The 15,220-nt window shown below is 70.8% G+C and carries 12 protein-coding genes; 3 read left to right on the forward strand and 9 right to left on the reverse strand.

All coding sequences use genetic code 11. From position 1 onward, the window contains the following. Nucleotides 1-136: 136 nt before the first annotated feature. The 4 genes from H5J33_RS07735 to H5J33_RS07750 form a co-directional block, all read right to left on the reverse strand. Nucleotides 137-661 carry a phage tail protein gene (locus tag H5J33_RS07735; RefSeq protein ID WP_181794135.1) on the reverse strand — a complete coding sequence of 175 codons (525 nt, stop codon included), beginning with the start codon at nt 659-661 and terminating at the stop codon, nt 137-139. A gap of 34 nt (nt 662-695) precedes the next feature. After that, complete coding sequence (locus tag H5J33_RS07740; protein WP_181794136.1) at nt 696-2,555, reverse strand: phage tail sheath C-terminal domain-containing protein; 1,860 nt, start codon at nt 2,553-2,555, stop codon at nt 696-698. A 600-nt stretch (nt 2,556-3,155) separates the two neighbouring features. Then, nucleotides 3,156-3,695, reverse strand: a complete 540-nt coding sequence (locus tag H5J33_RS07745; RefSeq protein ID WP_181794137.1) for a VOC family protein — start codon at nt 3,693-3,695, stop codon at nt 3,156-3,158. A gap of 63 nt (nt 3,696-3,758) precedes the next feature. Continuing rightward, the gene (locus tag H5J33_RS07750; RefSeq protein ID WP_181794138.1) at nt 3,759-4,943 is read right to left on the reverse strand and encodes a Gfo/Idh/MocA family protein; all 1,185 of its coding nucleotides are present in this window, start codon (nt 4,941-4,943) and stop codon (nt 3,759-3,761) included. Nucleotides 4,944-5,229: 286 nt separating this feature from the next. Between H5J33_RS07750 and H5J33_RS07755 the strand changes: the two genes are divergently transcribed. After that, nucleotides 5,230-6,456 (forward strand): MFS transporter, encoded by a 1,227-nt coding sequence (locus H5J33_RS07755; RefSeq protein ID WP_181794139.1) that lies wholly within the window; start codon nt 5,230-5,232, stop codon nt 6,454-6,456. 187 nt (nt 6,457-6,643) lie between these two features. Here H5J33_RS07755 and H5J33_RS07760 read toward each other — a convergent pair whose 3' ends face one another. Together H5J33_RS07760 and H5J33_RS07765 are read right to left on the reverse strand one after the other, a co-directional pair. Beyond that, nucleotides 6,644-6,973 carry a hypothetical protein gene (locus H5J33_RS07760; protein WP_181794140.1) on the reverse strand — a complete coding sequence of 110 codons (330 nt, stop codon included), beginning with the start codon at nt 6,971-6,973 and terminating at the stop codon, nt 6,644-6,646. 371 nt (nt 6,974-7,344) lie between these two features. Next, nucleotides 7,345-8,694 (reverse strand): endo-1,4-beta-xylanase, encoded by a 1,350-nt coding sequence (locus H5J33_RS07765; protein ID WP_258564945.1) that lies wholly within the window; start codon nt 8,692-8,694, stop codon nt 7,345-7,347. 248 nt (nt 8,695-8,942) lie between these two features. Between H5J33_RS07765 and H5J33_RS07770 the strand changes: the two genes are divergently transcribed. Then, a complete protein-coding gene (locus H5J33_RS07770) occupies nt 8,943-10,238 on the forward strand; it encodes a PHB depolymerase family esterase (protein ID WP_181794142.1) in 1,296 nt (431 codons plus the stop codon). A 371-nt stretch (nt 10,239-10,609) separates the two neighbouring features. Continuing rightward, nucleotides 10,610-11,095, forward strand: coding sequence for a hypothetical protein (locus H5J33_RS07775; protein WP_181794143.1), 486 nt, complete (start codon nt 10,610-10,612; stop codon nt 11,093-11,095). Nucleotides 11,096-11,189: 94 nt separating this feature from the next. Here H5J33_RS07775 and H5J33_RS07780 read toward each other — a convergent pair whose 3' ends face one another. The 3 genes from H5J33_RS07780 to H5J33_RS07790 all read right to left on the reverse strand — a co-directional run bounded on the left by H5J33_RS07780 (nt 11,190) and on the right by H5J33_RS07790 (nt 15,088). After that, the gene (locus H5J33_RS07780; RefSeq protein WP_181794144.1) at nt 11,190-12,263 is read right to left on the reverse strand and encodes an acyl-CoA desaturase; all 1,074 of its coding nucleotides are present in this window, start codon (nt 12,261-12,263) and stop codon (nt 11,190-11,192) included. Nucleotides 12,264-12,433: 170 nt separating this feature from the next. Further along, nucleotides 12,434-13,204, reverse strand: a complete 771-nt coding sequence (locus tag H5J33_RS07785; RefSeq protein ID WP_181794145.1) for an ATP nucleotide 3'-pyrophosphokinase — start codon at nt 13,202-13,204, stop codon at nt 12,434-12,436. Between the two features lie 153 nt (nt 13,205-13,357). Beyond that, entirely contained in the window at nt 13,358-15,088 is a 1,731-nt protein-coding gene (locus tag H5J33_RS07790) for an Ig-like domain repeat protein (protein WP_181794146.1), read from the reverse strand. Nucleotides 15,089-15,220: the final 132 nt, after the last annotated feature.

The raw sequence follows: 15,220 nt of genomic DNA on the forward strand, positions 1-15,220 counted from the left end.
GTTCGGCGGTCTGTGGCCCGGCTTGAAGGGGCTCGGTTTGCAGGGGGTGGCCCGCCTCCCAGGTGGCCAGCAGCGCGGCCGCCCCGGTGTCCGCCATCTGTTCCCCCCGCATCCTGTCGTCTCACCGCGCTTCGCGTCAGGCCGGGTTCAGGAAGGAGGGTTCCTCGGGTTCGGGCACCTCGTAGTCCCGTTCCCAGCCCTCGCACTCGAGTTTCAGCGACTGGATGGCCACCGCGTTGGCGTTGGCGTCGAGTTCGCCGAGGACCTGGTATTCGCTGGGCCAGGTCCGGTACAGCTTGTGCGAGACGGCGACCTGCCCGGCCTCGTCGAGGACCTGGATGACGATGTCCTTGCGGAAGTCGGCGAGGGAGACCTCCGCGCCGAGGCCGGCGCCGACCTGCCAGACCTTGTTGGCCCAGCGGTCGAACTCGGGGTCGTGGGTGACACCGCGCTCCAGGGTGATGCCGTCGAACTCGGAGCGCCCCGGCGACTTGCGCGGGGAGCTGGGGTCGCCGCCGTGGCGGTGCTTGACGACCTCGGTGGTGCGCTTGAGCGGGCTGATCTTGCTGATGCCGGCGACCGTACGACCGTCCCACAGGACCAGGAACTTGAAGTTCTTGTAGGGGTCGAAACGATGGGCGTTTACGGTGAACTCTGCCATCGGATTCCTTCGGCTCTCCGGAATTCCCGCGGGATTACAGCTCGAACTGGCCGGACGTCTGCTGGATCCGCACGATCACGAACTCGGCGGGGCGCACCGGTGCGATGCCGACCAGGACGTTCACGACGCCGTTCGCGACGTCCTCGTCGGTGGTGGTGTCGCTGTCGCACTTGACGAAGTAGGCCTCGCGCGGGGTGCCGCCCTTGAAGGCGCCCTGCCGGAAGAGGGTGTGCAGGTACGAGGAGGCGGCGAGCCGGATCTGCTGCCACAGGTTCTCGTCGTTGGGCTCGAACACCACCCACTGCAGGCCGCGTCGGAGGCTCTCCTCGACGTGCAGGGCGAGCCGTCGTACGGGCACGTACTTCCACTCGCTGTCCCGCGCGTCGGTGCCCTCGAGGGTGCGGGCGCCCCAGACGGCCGGGCCGGTCAGCGGGAACGTGCGCAGGCAGTTGACGCCGAGCGGGTTGAGCAGACCGGTCTCCCGGTCGGTGAGGTCGACGGTGAGGGAGTGCACGCCCGCCAGCCGTGCCTCGGTGCCGGCCGGCGCCTTCCACACGCCGCGCTCGGCGTCGGTGCGCGCGATGACGCCGGCGACGGCGCCGGAGGGCGGGAAGGCGCGCAGCCGTCCGGTGAGCGGGTCGGTGAGCTGGAGGTGCGGGAAGTACAGGGCGGCGTGGTCGCCGCGGACCGCGTCGAAGGCGGCGACGCCGGCGCGTGCCGTGTCGGCGCTGCCCCAGGCGGCGGGGGCGTCGACCAGCAGGAAGATCCGCCGCTCGGCGCACAGCCGCTGGGCGGCCGAGACGACGGTGAGGATGTCCTCGGTCTTCTCGTACGCGGCGAGTTCGGGCAGCACGAGGAGGTTGACGTCGGCCACCTGGCGCAGCGCCTGGATGCCGGTCTTGGCGGCCTCGGAGCCGATCAGGTCGCCGGGGCCGGGTGGCCGGCCGTCCTCGCCGCCGGCCAGCGGGAGGACGGGCGGGTTGACGGATGCCTCCAGGCCGAGGTCGTTGGCGCACTCGCCGACGAAGCGGACGACGTCCTCGGGGTTGGTGGAGCCGGCGACGACCCGCAGGCGGCGGCCGAAGACGGTGACCTCGGTACCGGCGAAGGCGTGCTTGCCGGGGGCGTCGGGCAGGGCGCGCAGCTTGCGTTCGAGCAGCAGCGCCAGCTCGGCGACGGAGCACGGCGCCGCTCCGTCGCAGTCGGGGTCGTAGAGGGTGAACTCCCGCTGCACGTCGCCGATCTTGACGGTCAGGTCGACGGCGAGGTCGGGCAGCCGGTGGCCGAACGGCTTGGAGACGGTGCCGGACGGGTCGGGGCGGCCCTCACCGACCGCGTGGACGCGGATCAGCCGGGAGCCGGCGTTGACGACGGCGGGGGCGTGGCGGTCGCTCGCCGGATCCATCGACAGGCCGGTGAAGCTCTCGCGGACCCGGCCCCGGGCGTCGTGGACGCGCAGGTTGAAGGTGTCGTCGGGGTGGAGGGTGTCGTGGTCGACGGCCAGGCGCAGGCCGTTGCCCCACACACCGGGCTCCTTGGCGTGCACCTCCAGGACGTCGCTGTCGCTGTGTCCCTCGGTGGACTTCAGGGTGACGTGGGCGGCCTTTCCACTGCGGGCCTTGGTGACACGGACGACGACGGCGACGGTGCCGCCGTTGCCGAAGAACTGGTGGACCGCGTAGCCGACCGCACTGCGCGGGCCGAGGCCGCCCAAGCGGCGCTCGAACTCCGCGAAGCTGGTGACGCGCACCGGTTCGTCGAGCGGACCGCGCCGGGTGTGGCCGACGAACGCGGTCACCGACGTGGTCAGGGTCGAGATGGTGCGGGTGCTGCTGGGAAGCTCTTCGACGTAGACGCCGGGATAGGTCGGCTTGGCGGCGCTCACCGAGCTCATCGGCTTTCCCCCTCCTGCCCCTGTCTCGGGCACCGGGCAATGGCACCAAGAGGCAGGCGGCAAAGAGACAGGTTCCGTTCCGGCGCGGCGGACGACCTCACGTAACCGGCCGGTCAACGCTGGGCGTGCACACGCATCGATTTCCCCCGCCAGTTCCCCGACGGCGACCGGCCGGCGGGGCAGGCAACGCTTGTGGCTCCTGATGCTCGTAGACGAATCAACCTTGCGGCACGGGCGGTTGGGCCATCAAGGCGCGTTCCGGCCACCCCAAAGGAAAGTTTTGTGAACGTAAATACCCGGTATTCTCGCATCCCGAGCGCATGTCATCGACAAAAGAGCCGAAGGATCTTCACAGACAATGTCACCGCGATATGACGATCATATTACGGCGCGCCCCGAACCGCGCACGGAAAGATCCGGAATTCCGCCACGCGGGCATTCCGTGGTGGCGGATTCCGATGTTCACAGCGACGCACTCGGAGGGTCGGCCACAGCGTGAGCATCGCCGTCGACGGCGCGCCGGCCCACTGTCTGCCGGGGCTGTCCGCCCCGGGCATCCCCATGGATCACCGGCGCACCGACGCTTCGTTACGGAGGAGATCAATGCCCGCCGGGCTGATAGAGGCGGGTCGTGGTCTCCCTCTCGTAGGACATCCCGGGAGGCATTCTGATGAGTTCGAGCTGCATTCCCCAGGGAGAGAGGAAGTAGACCCAGCTGTCGCCTCTGGTGGACCCGGGTTCCAGGGGCTGCGGCTCGCCCAGTATCCGCACCCCGGGCTGAGCCCTCAGGTACGCGACCGCCTCGTCCATGTCCTCGACGTGGAAGGCCAGATGATGGCCGCCCCAGTCGCTGTTGCGCGGCATCTCCCTGCGCTGGTCGGGAGCGGAGTACTGGAACAGTTCGCAGTTGGTCACCGGGCCGAGCCTGAGCATGGCCAGGTCCATCACCGCCCTCGGGTGGACATCGAGGTACCTCTCCATCCAGTCGCCGCCCGGGAATTCCACCGGCCCGAGACGGTAGGCGAGTTCCGCGCCGAGCACGTCGACGAAGAACGTGACGGCCTGGTCCAGGTCTGGAACGGTGTAGGCGACGTGGTGCACGCCTGACGATCCGGGAATTCCTCGGGTCTTGCCGTACACGGTTTCCTCCGTTGTGCTGTCCGGCCGGCGGGTGGCTGGCGAAAGGGGTGCGGGTGGGTGTGGTCAGGCGAGGGCGGAGAACTCCGCGGGCTGCCGGTAGCGGTCGCCCCACAGGCGCGTGGCGGAGGGGGCCGGTACGTCGATGTGCTCGTCCGCGGTCGCGGCCGTGGCGAAGCGGAGGCTGACGTCGAGGATGTGCAGGGAGAACTCCGCGCCGAGCAGCGGCCGGTCACCCGTCAGGACGGCCCGGGCGAGATCGGCGATGCCCGCGCCGACCGTCAAGTCGTGCGCCTCGTCGTCGTATCCGTGCTCCAGCGGGGGCAGGACGAAGGGCAGCCGCTCGGGCTCGGCCAGGTAGCCGGTGTCCCTGCCGGTCGTCCGCACCCGGCGGCGCAGCGTGACCGGGCTCGACGCCTGCCACACGTCGTCGACGGACAGGACCCCCTGATCGCCCACGACGAGCAGGGACTTGTCGGCGGGCGCCGCCCAGCCGATGGTGAGGCGGCACACCGTCCCGTCGGCGAAGCGCAGTGCGCCGAAGGAGGTCTCGGGCGCCACGTCGGCGACGACGCCCTCCCACTGGTCCGCGAAGGGGGTGACGGTCTGGCCGGACATGCGCACCACGGGACCGAACATGGCCGTCAGCCAGGTGAGCAGGTAACCGGCGTGCTCCAGCACGCAGCCGTTGGCCACCTCCTCACGGTACGGCCAGGGGACGCCGCGCTTGCTGCGCCAGTCGCGGTAGGCCATGAACGCGAGCGGGCCCATGTCGAGCGAGGCGTAGGCGAGCCGCGGTGTGCCCACCGCTCCGTCATGGACGGCACGGATCAGGGTCTGCGCCGACCGGCTGAACACCGTGGCCGGCGCGCTGCACAGCAGCAGCCCTCGCTCCGCGGCGAGCGCCGCGAGTTCCCTCGCTTCCGCCATGTTCGTGGTCATCGGCTTCTCGCAGTACACGTGCTTCCCGGCCGACAGGGCGGCCCGGTTCACCGTGTAGTGCAGGGCGGTCGGTGTGAGGTTCACGACGATCTCCACCTCCGGGTCGGCGAGCACCTCCTCCATGCTTCCGAATAACCGCCCGCCGTACTCCGCGACGAAAGATTTCGCCCGGTCCCCGTCGGGGTCGTAAGCGCCTACGAGGTTGATTTCAGGATAGTTGGGCAACGTGGGGCCGTAGAAGTCGGCCGCATAACCGCAGCCGAGGAAGGCGACGCCTATCCGCTTGCCCTCGCCCATGGAAGTGGGCATTGCTCCTCCGTGTTCCTTGAAATGACGCGCGGAGAGTCCCCGCAGAGGACGTGCGAGAGACAGACAACACGTCCTTCGTTCGTCGACTCAAGGATCGAAAGAGTTTCGGCTGATTCCGCGCTTCTGGCCAAAAAGAAGCAGTTCGCCGCCGTTTACGGGCTGTTTACATGAATTCGCTTGCACCAGCCACGCGATCATGCATTCATTGACGCCGCCCGGCCATTTCCCGGGACCCCTCCCCCGGCCGCCCGGAGCGCCGGACGACCAGACAGGAAAGGCACCGACAGTGTCCCTCACCAAAACGGGAACACCCATACGCACCTCGACCGCCGTGGTCGTGGTGGTCGCGCTGGCGCTGGCGCTGTTCTCCCTGAGCACCGTGGAGACGTTGCCGGTCGGTCTGCTTCCGCTCATCGCCGACGATCTGGGCGTCTCCAGGGCTTCGGCGGGCCGCCTGGTGACCGGGTACGGATTGGTGGTGGCCGTCGCCTCGGTGCCGTTGACCCGCCTGGTCCGCCGGGTGCCGCGCCGTACGCTGCTCTGCGCGCTGCTGGCCTTGTTCGTCGTGGCGAATCTCGTCTCCGCCGCGGCCCCGGGCTACTGGGTACTGCTCGCCGCCCGTGTCACGGTGGCCCTCACCCACTCGGTGTTCTGGTCGGTCATCGCGTCGACCGCCACCGCCCTCTTCGCTCCCGAGGTACGGGGCCGGGTGGTCGCCGGGCTCTTCTCCGGTCTCTCCCTGGCCTCCGTGGTGGGCGTCCCGGCCGGAACGTGGCTGGGGCAGCAGGCCGGTTGGCGGATCCCGTTCCTCGTGATGAGCGGGTTCGGATTCCTCGCCCTCGTCGCGGTCGCCGTCCTGTTGCCGTCCTGGGCCGGCGCGGAGGGTGACGGCACGACCGGCGCCGAACCCAGCCGCCGCCGGTTCCTGGTCCTGATGGCGGCGACCGCCCTGGTGATCTGCGGTGTCTTCACCGGGTACACGTACATCACCGTCTTCCTCACCGACGTGACCGGTCTCCCCCAGTCGGCCGTGGCACCCTTGCTCCTGGGCTCGGGCATCGCCGGTATCGCGGGCACCGCCCTGGCGGGCGCGCGTGTGGACCGCCGTCCTCGCGGGACCATGGTGCTGGCCGTGACCCTGCTGACCGTCACGATGTTCGGCCTGTGCCTGCTGGGCGACCGGACCCTCGCCGCCGTCTGCCTGGTCGCGCTGCTCGGATTCGCCATGTCCGCCATGACGACCGCGCTGCAGAGCAGGATCCTTCACGTGGCCCCCGGAAGCACCGAGATCGCCTCGGCCGTCGGCTCGTCGGTGTTCAACGTCGGCATCGCCGGCGGCTCCCTCGTCGGCGGCCTGCTGCTGTCCACCGGACTCGGGGTGCGGGGCGCGGTGCTCGTCGGCGGTGTGCTCGCGGCCGGCGGCCTGGCCGTGCTGCTGACCGAGTCATGGGTGGTGCGCCAGGGGGAACGAGGGACCGCGGTCCGGGGCGGAGTGTCGGACATGCCGGCGTGACCGTCGGCCAGTCCCTCGTCGGCGGTTCGGCGCCGGTCGGGTGCTCACCCCGCCCGGCGACACGGTGGAGGTTCCCAGTCGGCTGCCGGGGATCGTCACCGGCGGGTCACCGCCCGGCACGGTGCCGCCGGGGACCATCCGGCCGCAGCGGGCATGATCCTGCGGGAGGATGCCGGCCGGGGCGGTGTCACGATGTCAGCGTGACGTGCCGGGCCGTGTCGGTCGTGTCCACACACTCCTGGTACGGATTCGGGTCGCCCTGCTGTTCCTGGCAGCGCCACGCGATGCCGTCCGAGCGCACCACGGTGACCGCTCCGCCCTCCCGCAGCCCGGCCTTGGTGTAGGCACCCGCCACCCGCAGGGCGGCCGGGCAGTCACCGGCGCTGCCGGCCGACACCGCCAGCCCCGTGGTCCCGTCCGTTCCGCAGACCACGCGCGGCGCCTCCGGGCCGCCGGCCTCCGCGGAGACCGCCGTCGGGGCGGACAGCCCCAGCGCGACCAGGCTCACCAGTGTCACTGCCCCCGCTGTTCCCATTCGGCTCATACGCAAATCCCATGATCTCGGTAGTAATCCGCACGACGCTGCCACCGGTCCCAGGAGTGGTCCGTGGACCCCACGGGCCGAGAACCGGGCACCGACCACGATGAGGCCGCCCACCGCACTTCGCCACCCGAACACCCATATGGCCTAACGCTGGTACCGGGTCGCGGTGCGCGGTCCACGGCGGGCAGTCGACGGGCCGGGACGCCCCCGGAGGCGATCGGGCTCGCACGGCGACCCGGGCGGACCTGTCCCCCGGATGCGAGGCCGCGCAGACGAGCGCCGCCACGACTCGGCCGTACGACCCGGACGGGGATCGTACGGCCGAGGGCGGAGGTCGGCGCGGCTCAGGAGACCGTGCACGCCCCGATGACCGGGGCCGCCGAGTTGCCGTTCTTCATCACGGTGAAGCCGAAGCTCGTCGACGCGCCCGCGGCGAGGCTGCCGTTGCCGTTGGGCCGCATGGTCATGACGTTCCCGCTGCCGTCCCAGGTGGGTGAGCCGTTCCAGGTCGCGGACACCTTCTGCGGCGAGGTGACGGTGACCGTCGTGGACCAGCCGCTGATCGGGGAGCTGCCCGCGGTGATGGTCACCTTGCCGTTGAAGCGGTCGCTCCACTCCTCCTGCTTGCTGTAGGTGGCGGTGCAGGTGGCGCCGCCCGGGGTGGGCGTGCCGCCGCCGGAGGAGCCGCCGAGGGTGGTCAGGACGGCGGTGTACGCGGGCTTCTTGTTGTAGTCGGAGTCGAAGAGCAGCGGGGTGCCGCTGGAGCGCCAGGAGTATTTGTCGGTGATGCCCCAGACGGTGATGCCGGTGCAGCGGGTGACGGCGAGGCAGGCCTTGACGACGTTGGTGTAGTCGGTGGCCTGTGTGGTGCCGGAGCCTTCGATGTCGAGTTCGGTGATCTGGACGTCGACGCCGAGGTCGGCGAAGCGCTGGAGGTTGGCCTGGTAGTCGGAGGGGACCGGGGAGTTGCTGTTGAAGTGGGACTGGAAGCCGACGCAGTCGATCGGTACGCCGCGGGACTTGAAGTCCTTGACCATGTTGTAGACGGCGTTGCTCTTCGCGTTGATGCCGTCGGTGTTGTAGTCGTTGTAGCAGAGCTTGGCGTCGGGATCGACGCTGCGGGCGGTGCGGAAGGCCTCCTCGATGAAGCCGTTGCCGAGTTTGTCCTGGAAGGGCGAGCTGCGCCGGGCGCCGCTGGAGCCGTCCTGGAAGGCCTCGTTGACGACGTCCCAGGCGTAGATCTTGCCCTTGTAGTGCTGCATGACCTGGGTGATGTGGTTGTTCATGGCGGTGCGCAGGTCGCTTGCGCCCAGGCCGGAGACCCAGGAGGGCAGCTGGGAGTACCAGACCAGCGTGTGCCCGCGGATCTTCATGCCCTTGCCCTGGGCGTGGCCGACGATCTGGTCGGCGGCGCCGAAGGTGAAGGTGTTGCGGGTGGATTCGGTGGCGTCCCACTTCATCTCGTTCTCCGGCGTGACCGCGTTGAACTCGCGGTCGAGGGTGCCGGCGTAAGCGGATTCGCCGAGGTGGCTCGCCGCGACCGCGGTGCCGAAATAGCGGCCCTTGGCGGCCGCGGCCGAGCCGAGGGTGTCGTCGGCGGCGGCGGCGGTGTGCGACAGGGCCGTGACCATCGTCGCGGTCAGCAACGCGGTGGCGACCGTCCCGGCCGTCCGCCTGGGCAGTGATTTAGGCATGAGCATGCCATCTCCTCTATCGAAACTTTCGTCACTTCGATCGAATGTGACGGGCAGATTACGAACCCCGGCAGCGACGGTCAACGGTCTTGGACCACCCTTCCGAGACTCGGGTGGGATCGACGTGCGGGAAGCGGAGGGACAGTTGCACTTCTGCCGGACTGGTTGACGCCACTCCCCGCTGCCCCTAACGTGACGCGGCACGTTCCCGAAAGACCTCCGAATGTTTCGACACGGGAGCCGATGAAATGATCCGAAGAAGGCCGAGACCACGACCCCTTCTGACAGCCGTGCTCGCGGTCCTGGCACCGCTGCTGGCCATGCTGACCCTGTCCGCGCCGGCCGCCCACGCGGCCTCCCTGACGGAGGTCACCGGCTTCGGCGCCAACCCGAGCAACCTGCGCATGTACGTCTACCGGCCGGACAGCGCGCCGGCCCGACCCGCGGTCCTGGTCGCCGTGCACTACTGCACCGGTTCCGGGCCGGCCTTCTACTCCGGCACCGAGTTCGCCTCGCTGGCCGACCGGTACGGCTTCCTCGTGATCTACCCCTCGGTGACCCGCAGCGGCGGCTGCTTCGACGTCTCGTCGCCGCAGGCGCTCAAGCGCGGCGGCGGCAGCGACCCGGTCGGCATCGTGTCGATGGTCACCTACGCCGAACAGCACTACGGCGCCGACCCGAACCGCGTCTACGTCACCGGCGCCTCGTCGGGCGCGATGATGACCAACGTCCTGCTCGGGGACTACCCCGACGTCTTCAAGGCCGGAGCAGCCTTCTCGGGCGTGCCCTTCGGCTGTTTCGCGACGACCGACGGCTCCGGCTGGAACAGCGCCTGCGCCAACGGAACCGTGACCAAGACCCCCCAGCAGTGGGGTGATCTGGTGCGCGGCGCCTACCCGGGGTACAGCGGGCCCCGGCCCCGGATGCAGCTGTGGCACGGCACCGAGGACACCACGCTGCGCTATCCGAACTTCGGCGAAGAGATCAAGCAGTGGACCAACGTCCTCGGTGTGAGCCAGACGCCCGCGTCCACCGACCACCCGCAGTCCGGCTGGACCCGCACCCGCTACGGCGGCACCGGCACCCAGGCCCCCGTCGAGGCCATCAGCATCCAGGGCGTCGGACACACCCTGCCGGCCGCGGGCATGGCCGCACGCGCCATCTCCTTCTTCGGACTGGACTCCGGGACCACCCAGCCGCCGACCGAGCCGCCCACATCACCGGCCGGCGCCTGCAAGGTGACGTACTCCGCCAGCACATGGGACGCCGGACTGACGGCCTCGATCACCGTGACCAACACCGGCACCGAACCGGTCGACGGATGGGCGCTGACGTTCACCCTGCCGGCCGGACAGGCCATCACGTCCGGCTGGAACGCCCAGTTCTCGCCTTCCACCGGCACCGTGACCGCACGGAACGCCGCCTACAACGCCTCCCTGGCTCCGGGCGCCTCGACCACCCTCGGTTTCCAGGCCACTCACACCGGCGACACCTCCGCCCCGGCGTCCTTCAGCCTCAACGGAGCGACCTGCGCGACGAGTTGACCTATCGCTCCGCACGGAACAGCTGGTGACGCACCTGTTCGTCACCCCGGCGTGCCCGGACCGCCCTCCTGCCAGGGGGGCGGTCCGGGCACGCCCGCGCTGGGCTGTCCGGCCGTCCACGAGGTGTTCAAGAAGGCGGTGCCGTGACAGAAGGCGGCCTCGAAACCGCGTCCGTGATGCCCGTGCGGCCGTCGCGGTGGTAGGCGCTTGAACTGCGCGGAAGTCGCCGTGAGGTGTGTGCTCGCCCCGTGGTCGCCGCCGCGTCCACCGGGTCGGCGGCCCGTCACACCATCAGGCCACCTCCGCGCAACAGCCTCCGGGAGCGCCGCGGTCACTCGTAGAGTCGGCCCAGTCGCCGTGAAGGAGGCACAATGTTCCACGACTCGACCGAACTGGCGCGTATCGGGCGTGTGCTGGAGGAGGCCCACTCCCTGCTGGAGGGTGAACACAAGCGTCTGGAGCTGCAGTACGGGCCGACACCGTACGACGCCGTCGCGGGCAGCCCCGCGCAGACGCTGCGCGGCATCTCGGACCTCTCCGGTTCCGTGGCCACGGCACTCAAGCAGTTCGCCCTGGCCGTCGGCTACTCCGTCCTCGGCCTGGACGAGCGAGCCGGCCACATGCTCGAAGTGGCACGGATGAAGCCCGTGTGTTTCCCGTCCGGCGCGGACCGCATGGCGCGTCCGCTCGGCGAGGCCACCGTACGGGCGATGGAGCTGATCCGAGACCTCGGCTTCTTCCCCGAGGAGACCGCGGTCGCGACCGACGTGGCCCTCGCGGCCCCGCAGGCGACGTATCCGCCGGCCGACTGGCACGCGTACGAACGCGAGCGGCGCGACCGGTCCGGACGACAGTGACCATCCGCCCCGGCCGGCGGCCGCGCCCCTCCGGCACGACACTCACGCGCAGTGCGGCCGTGGTGGACGAAGGGCGGTGGCGCGGGCGCCGCGGTCAGGCGGCCATGCCGCGCTGCCGCCTGATGGGTTCGCCCACCCGGTGCAGGTGTGTCAGGGCCTCGCGGTAGGAGCGGAGCAGACCGGTCTCGTGGTACGGCACGCCGATCTCCGCGCAGTACGCGCGCACGACGGCCTGGGCGCGACGCAGATGCGGGGTGGGCATGCTCGGGAAGAGGTGGTGCTCGATCTGGTAGTTGAGCCCGCCGAGCAGCACATCGGTGAGGCGGCCACCGCGGACGTTGCGGGAGGTGAGGACCTGGCGACGCAGGAAGTCGGGCCGCTCGTCGCCGCTGAGGGTGGGCATGCCCTTGTGGTTCGGGGCGAAGGTGCAGCCCAGGTAGACGCCGAAGAGGCACTGGTGCACGGCGAGGAACGCGACCGCCTTGCCGGGCGGGAGCACCAGGAACAGCGCCGAGAGGTAGGCGGCGATGTGCAGGAGGAGGAGTCCGGCCTCCAGCGTGCGGTGTTTCATGGACGGCGAGCGCAGCGCCCGGACGCTCGCGACGTGCAGGTTGAAGCCCTCCAGCGTCAGCAGCGGGAAGAACAGCCATGCCTGGTGGCCGCCGATGAGACGGGCCAGGCCCCGGCTGTCGCGTGCCTGGGCGGTGGACCACACCAGGATGTCCGGGGCGACGTCCGGGTCCAGTTCCTCGTGGTTGGGGTTGGCGTGGTGGCGGGTGTGCTTGTTCATCCACCAGCCGTAGCTCATGCCGATTCCCAGGTTCCCGAAGAGCCGGCCCCATATCCGGCTCGGCCGGCCGCGCCGGAACACCTGACGGTGCGCCAAGTCGTGGGCGACGAGCGCGGCCTGGCCGTACATCAACGCCAGGAAGCCGGCTACCGCGAGCTGCCACCAGCTGTCCCCGAGCGCGAGGAATGCGCCCCAGCCCGCCGCCGTCAGTGCGACGACCAGCCCCAGCCGTACCGCGTAGTAGCCGGGACGGCGCCGCATCAGCCCCGCCTCGGTGATACGGCGGGACAGCCGGGAGAAGTCGCTTCCGGCTCCGGGGACAGGGGAAGGCTCGGCGGGCACCGTGAGCAGGGCCACGGCCTGCGGGGAAAACGTCATGCCACCGAGTCTCGGCATGCCCGTCCCCACGGGACAGCCTGCCAGGCACCGCTTCCAACCGGGGGATTACCCCAGGGCCGCCGGGGTGGTGCCACCCCTGCGACCCCTCTGACCTGCGCCGAAAGGAGACGACGAACCCGAGCCCCGAGGCGGCGGCCAAAGCCGCGAGGTCAGTGGGCCAGGGTGGGAAGCGGGGCGGTCGGGCTGACGGGCGGGCTGAGCCGGTCGGCCCCCGGTGATACGGGCACGGCGGCGAACATGGCGTCCTGCCGGGCCTGGAGCTCCTTCTTCCGGGCCGGGCCGGTGGAGGGCAGGCGCTGCTCCTCGTACAGCAGGTGGGTGGCCTCCTGGGCGTGCTTGCTGGCGGGGGTGTGGAACTGGACCTCGAAGAGCTGCCCGGAGCGCGGGGCGCGCCAACCGGTGTTGAGGCCCTTGTAACCGCCGCTCCGGCCCCAGGTGTTGGACCACTTGGTGGTGTCGTTGCCCCAGGCGGACAGCAGGGCGGACGCGGTGGTGACGCCTTCGGTGTAGGCGGCGTCCGGCCACTGGAGGGTGTAGCGGACGGCGTCGCTCAGCCTTGCCAGGACCGTGTCCACGTTCTGCTCGGGGTGTTCCTCGAGGGACGTGGCGACCTTCCGCTTGAGGGAATCGGGTGACTTGAGGCGGTGCTCGAAGCCGACCAGCTCCGCGCCCGACGCGAGGGCGGCGGCGCGCACGTCCACGGTGATCGACCGCTCGGCCTCCTTCGTCCGGTCGACGTAGGTGTCCACCTTCGCGTTGTCGGCGGCGTTCAGCGTGAGCCCGCCCTCCCCCTTCCAGCCGCCGGCGCCGTCGGGGGCGGCGGTCGCCGCCGGCCCGGCACCGAGGGCCAGCGCGGTGGCGAGCGCCGCCGTGAGCAGGCCCCGGCCGACGGCGGGTGTGGTGGTCGTGCTGTTCGTCATGGACTGTGCCTTCACGTCGCGGAGATGACCTTGTGAAAGACACAACCGGCGCGGTGTCCGGACGGTTACTGTCTCGTGCCGAACCTGCACGGCCGGGCGCGCGGAACCCGGATACCGCTCCGCGAGCGCCGTCGCGCCGGCCGAGCGGTGGTCTCAGCGCCCGACGAACACCGTGGCCGACGCCGTCGCGCTCGTGTGCAGGTCGTCGCCCGGCCAGCCGACGGTGTAGGTCACCTGGCGCCGGGTGCGCGGCAGGTCGTCGATGGTGAAGGTGCCGTCGGCGGCGACGGTCACCGACGACAGGGTGCCGGTGCCGAGCCGGTCCGTGCGCTTCACGGTGAGCGTGGCCCGCTCGGGCAGGGCCTTGCCCTGTGCGGTGAACGTGCCGGTGAGGTGGACGCCCTCGCTCATGGTGGCCTCTTCCGGCCCGGCCAGCGTGATCGAGGCGGGCGCCTTGCCGACCGTCACGGTGTGGGTGACATCGGCGGCGGGGCGGTGGGCGAGGTCGCCGAGGAACGACACCCGGTACGTGGCCGCGCCGACCAGGCCGGGCTCGTCCAGGACGGTGAAGGTGCCGTCCTCCTTGACGGTCGCCGTGCCGAGCTGGTGGGTGCCGTTCGCGTCCTCGCGCACGGCGGTCACCTTCAGCGGCTGGGCGGGCGCGGGCCCGTCCCACTCCAGCCGGCCGCGCACCGACAGCGGCTCACCCGCGACGGCTCCGGAGGGACTGTGGGTGAGGTCGCCGGTGAAACGGGTGTCGTACTGGGCGGCCGGCGGCTGGATGACGTGCAGCCAGTACGACTGGCCGGTGCCGCCCCGGGTGACCGCGAAGAGCCGGGAGCCGTCCTGGGACCAGGCCAGGCCGCGCGGGGCGACGCCGTCGCCGTCGAGGCTGCCCTCGAAGGCGAACTCCAGCGGCGGCGTGCCGTCGGCCGGGTCGGCGCTCTGCACCAGCAGGTCGGGCGTGCCGCCGGCGGCCTGGGCGCCCCGGGCGATGTAGGTGCCGTCGCCGCTGAAGGCGACCGCGGTGGACGTCGCGCCGGCGGGCAGCGCGGGGTACTGTCCGGAGGCGTCCGACAGGTCACCGGCGTTCAGCAGTCGGGTGCCCGCGGTCGCGTCGGCCACGGCCACCTTGGTGCCGTCCGCGCTCGCCGCCATGTCCCGCAGGTCGAGGGCGCCCTTGCCGTCGCCGTCCGCGAACCGGCGGGCGGCGTCCCGGACCGGGGTGGCGCCGCTGACGTCGAACGAGGTGAGGAACGGGTTCGCGGCACCGCTCTCCTTGGGCTGGCCCATGAGGAGACGGTTCTGCCCGCGGGCCCCCGGGGCCAGCTGGAGCCGGCCGACGTCGATCCAGCCGGTCGAGTTGACCGCGCCGTCGGCGAGCATGTTCAGGGTGGTGGAGGCCGTGGCGCACTGGTAGTTCTGATAGACGTAGGTGCTGGTGCTCCACACCCTGTTCCCGGCGAAGACGAGTTGCCGGCCGCAGCTGTCGTAGGCGGCGCCGTACCCGCCGTTCGGCTGGAGTGTGCCGGTGTCGTAGGTGACGACGCGGCCGCGCTCGCCCACGTACAGCGTCGCGGCATCCTCGCTGAGCGCCACGCCCGAGACCGCCAACTCGCGCTGGAGCGTGGCGATCCGCTGCCCCTGGAAGTCGTAGACCAGTACCGTGCCGTCGGAGTTGGCCTCGGGCTGGTCGGCGATGTAGACGCGCTGGTGCACCGAGTCGACGGCCAGGCCCGAGTACGTCGCGATCGGCAGCTTGGCCACCGCGTCGAAGGCCGCCGCGTGGGCCGCGGGCGCGGCGGCGACGGTGAGTCCGGTCCCGGCGAGCGCGGCGGCGAGCAGGGTGGCCGCGAGACGTCCGGGTCGCTGTGCTGTATTCAACTGTGCCCCCCACAGGCTGAGTAGAGCACCTCACCGGTGCCGGTGAGACGCCTGTGAAGGCCATGAAACAGGTGTGAAGATCGCTTGGGCAAGGGGGCGCGCCCGACCGGCCCCGGGGTCTCCGGCCGACTC

The organism is Streptomyces sp. WELS2 (assembly GCF_013870595.1).
GTDB lineage: Bacteria > Actinomycetota > Actinomycetes > Streptomycetales > Streptomycetaceae > Streptomyces.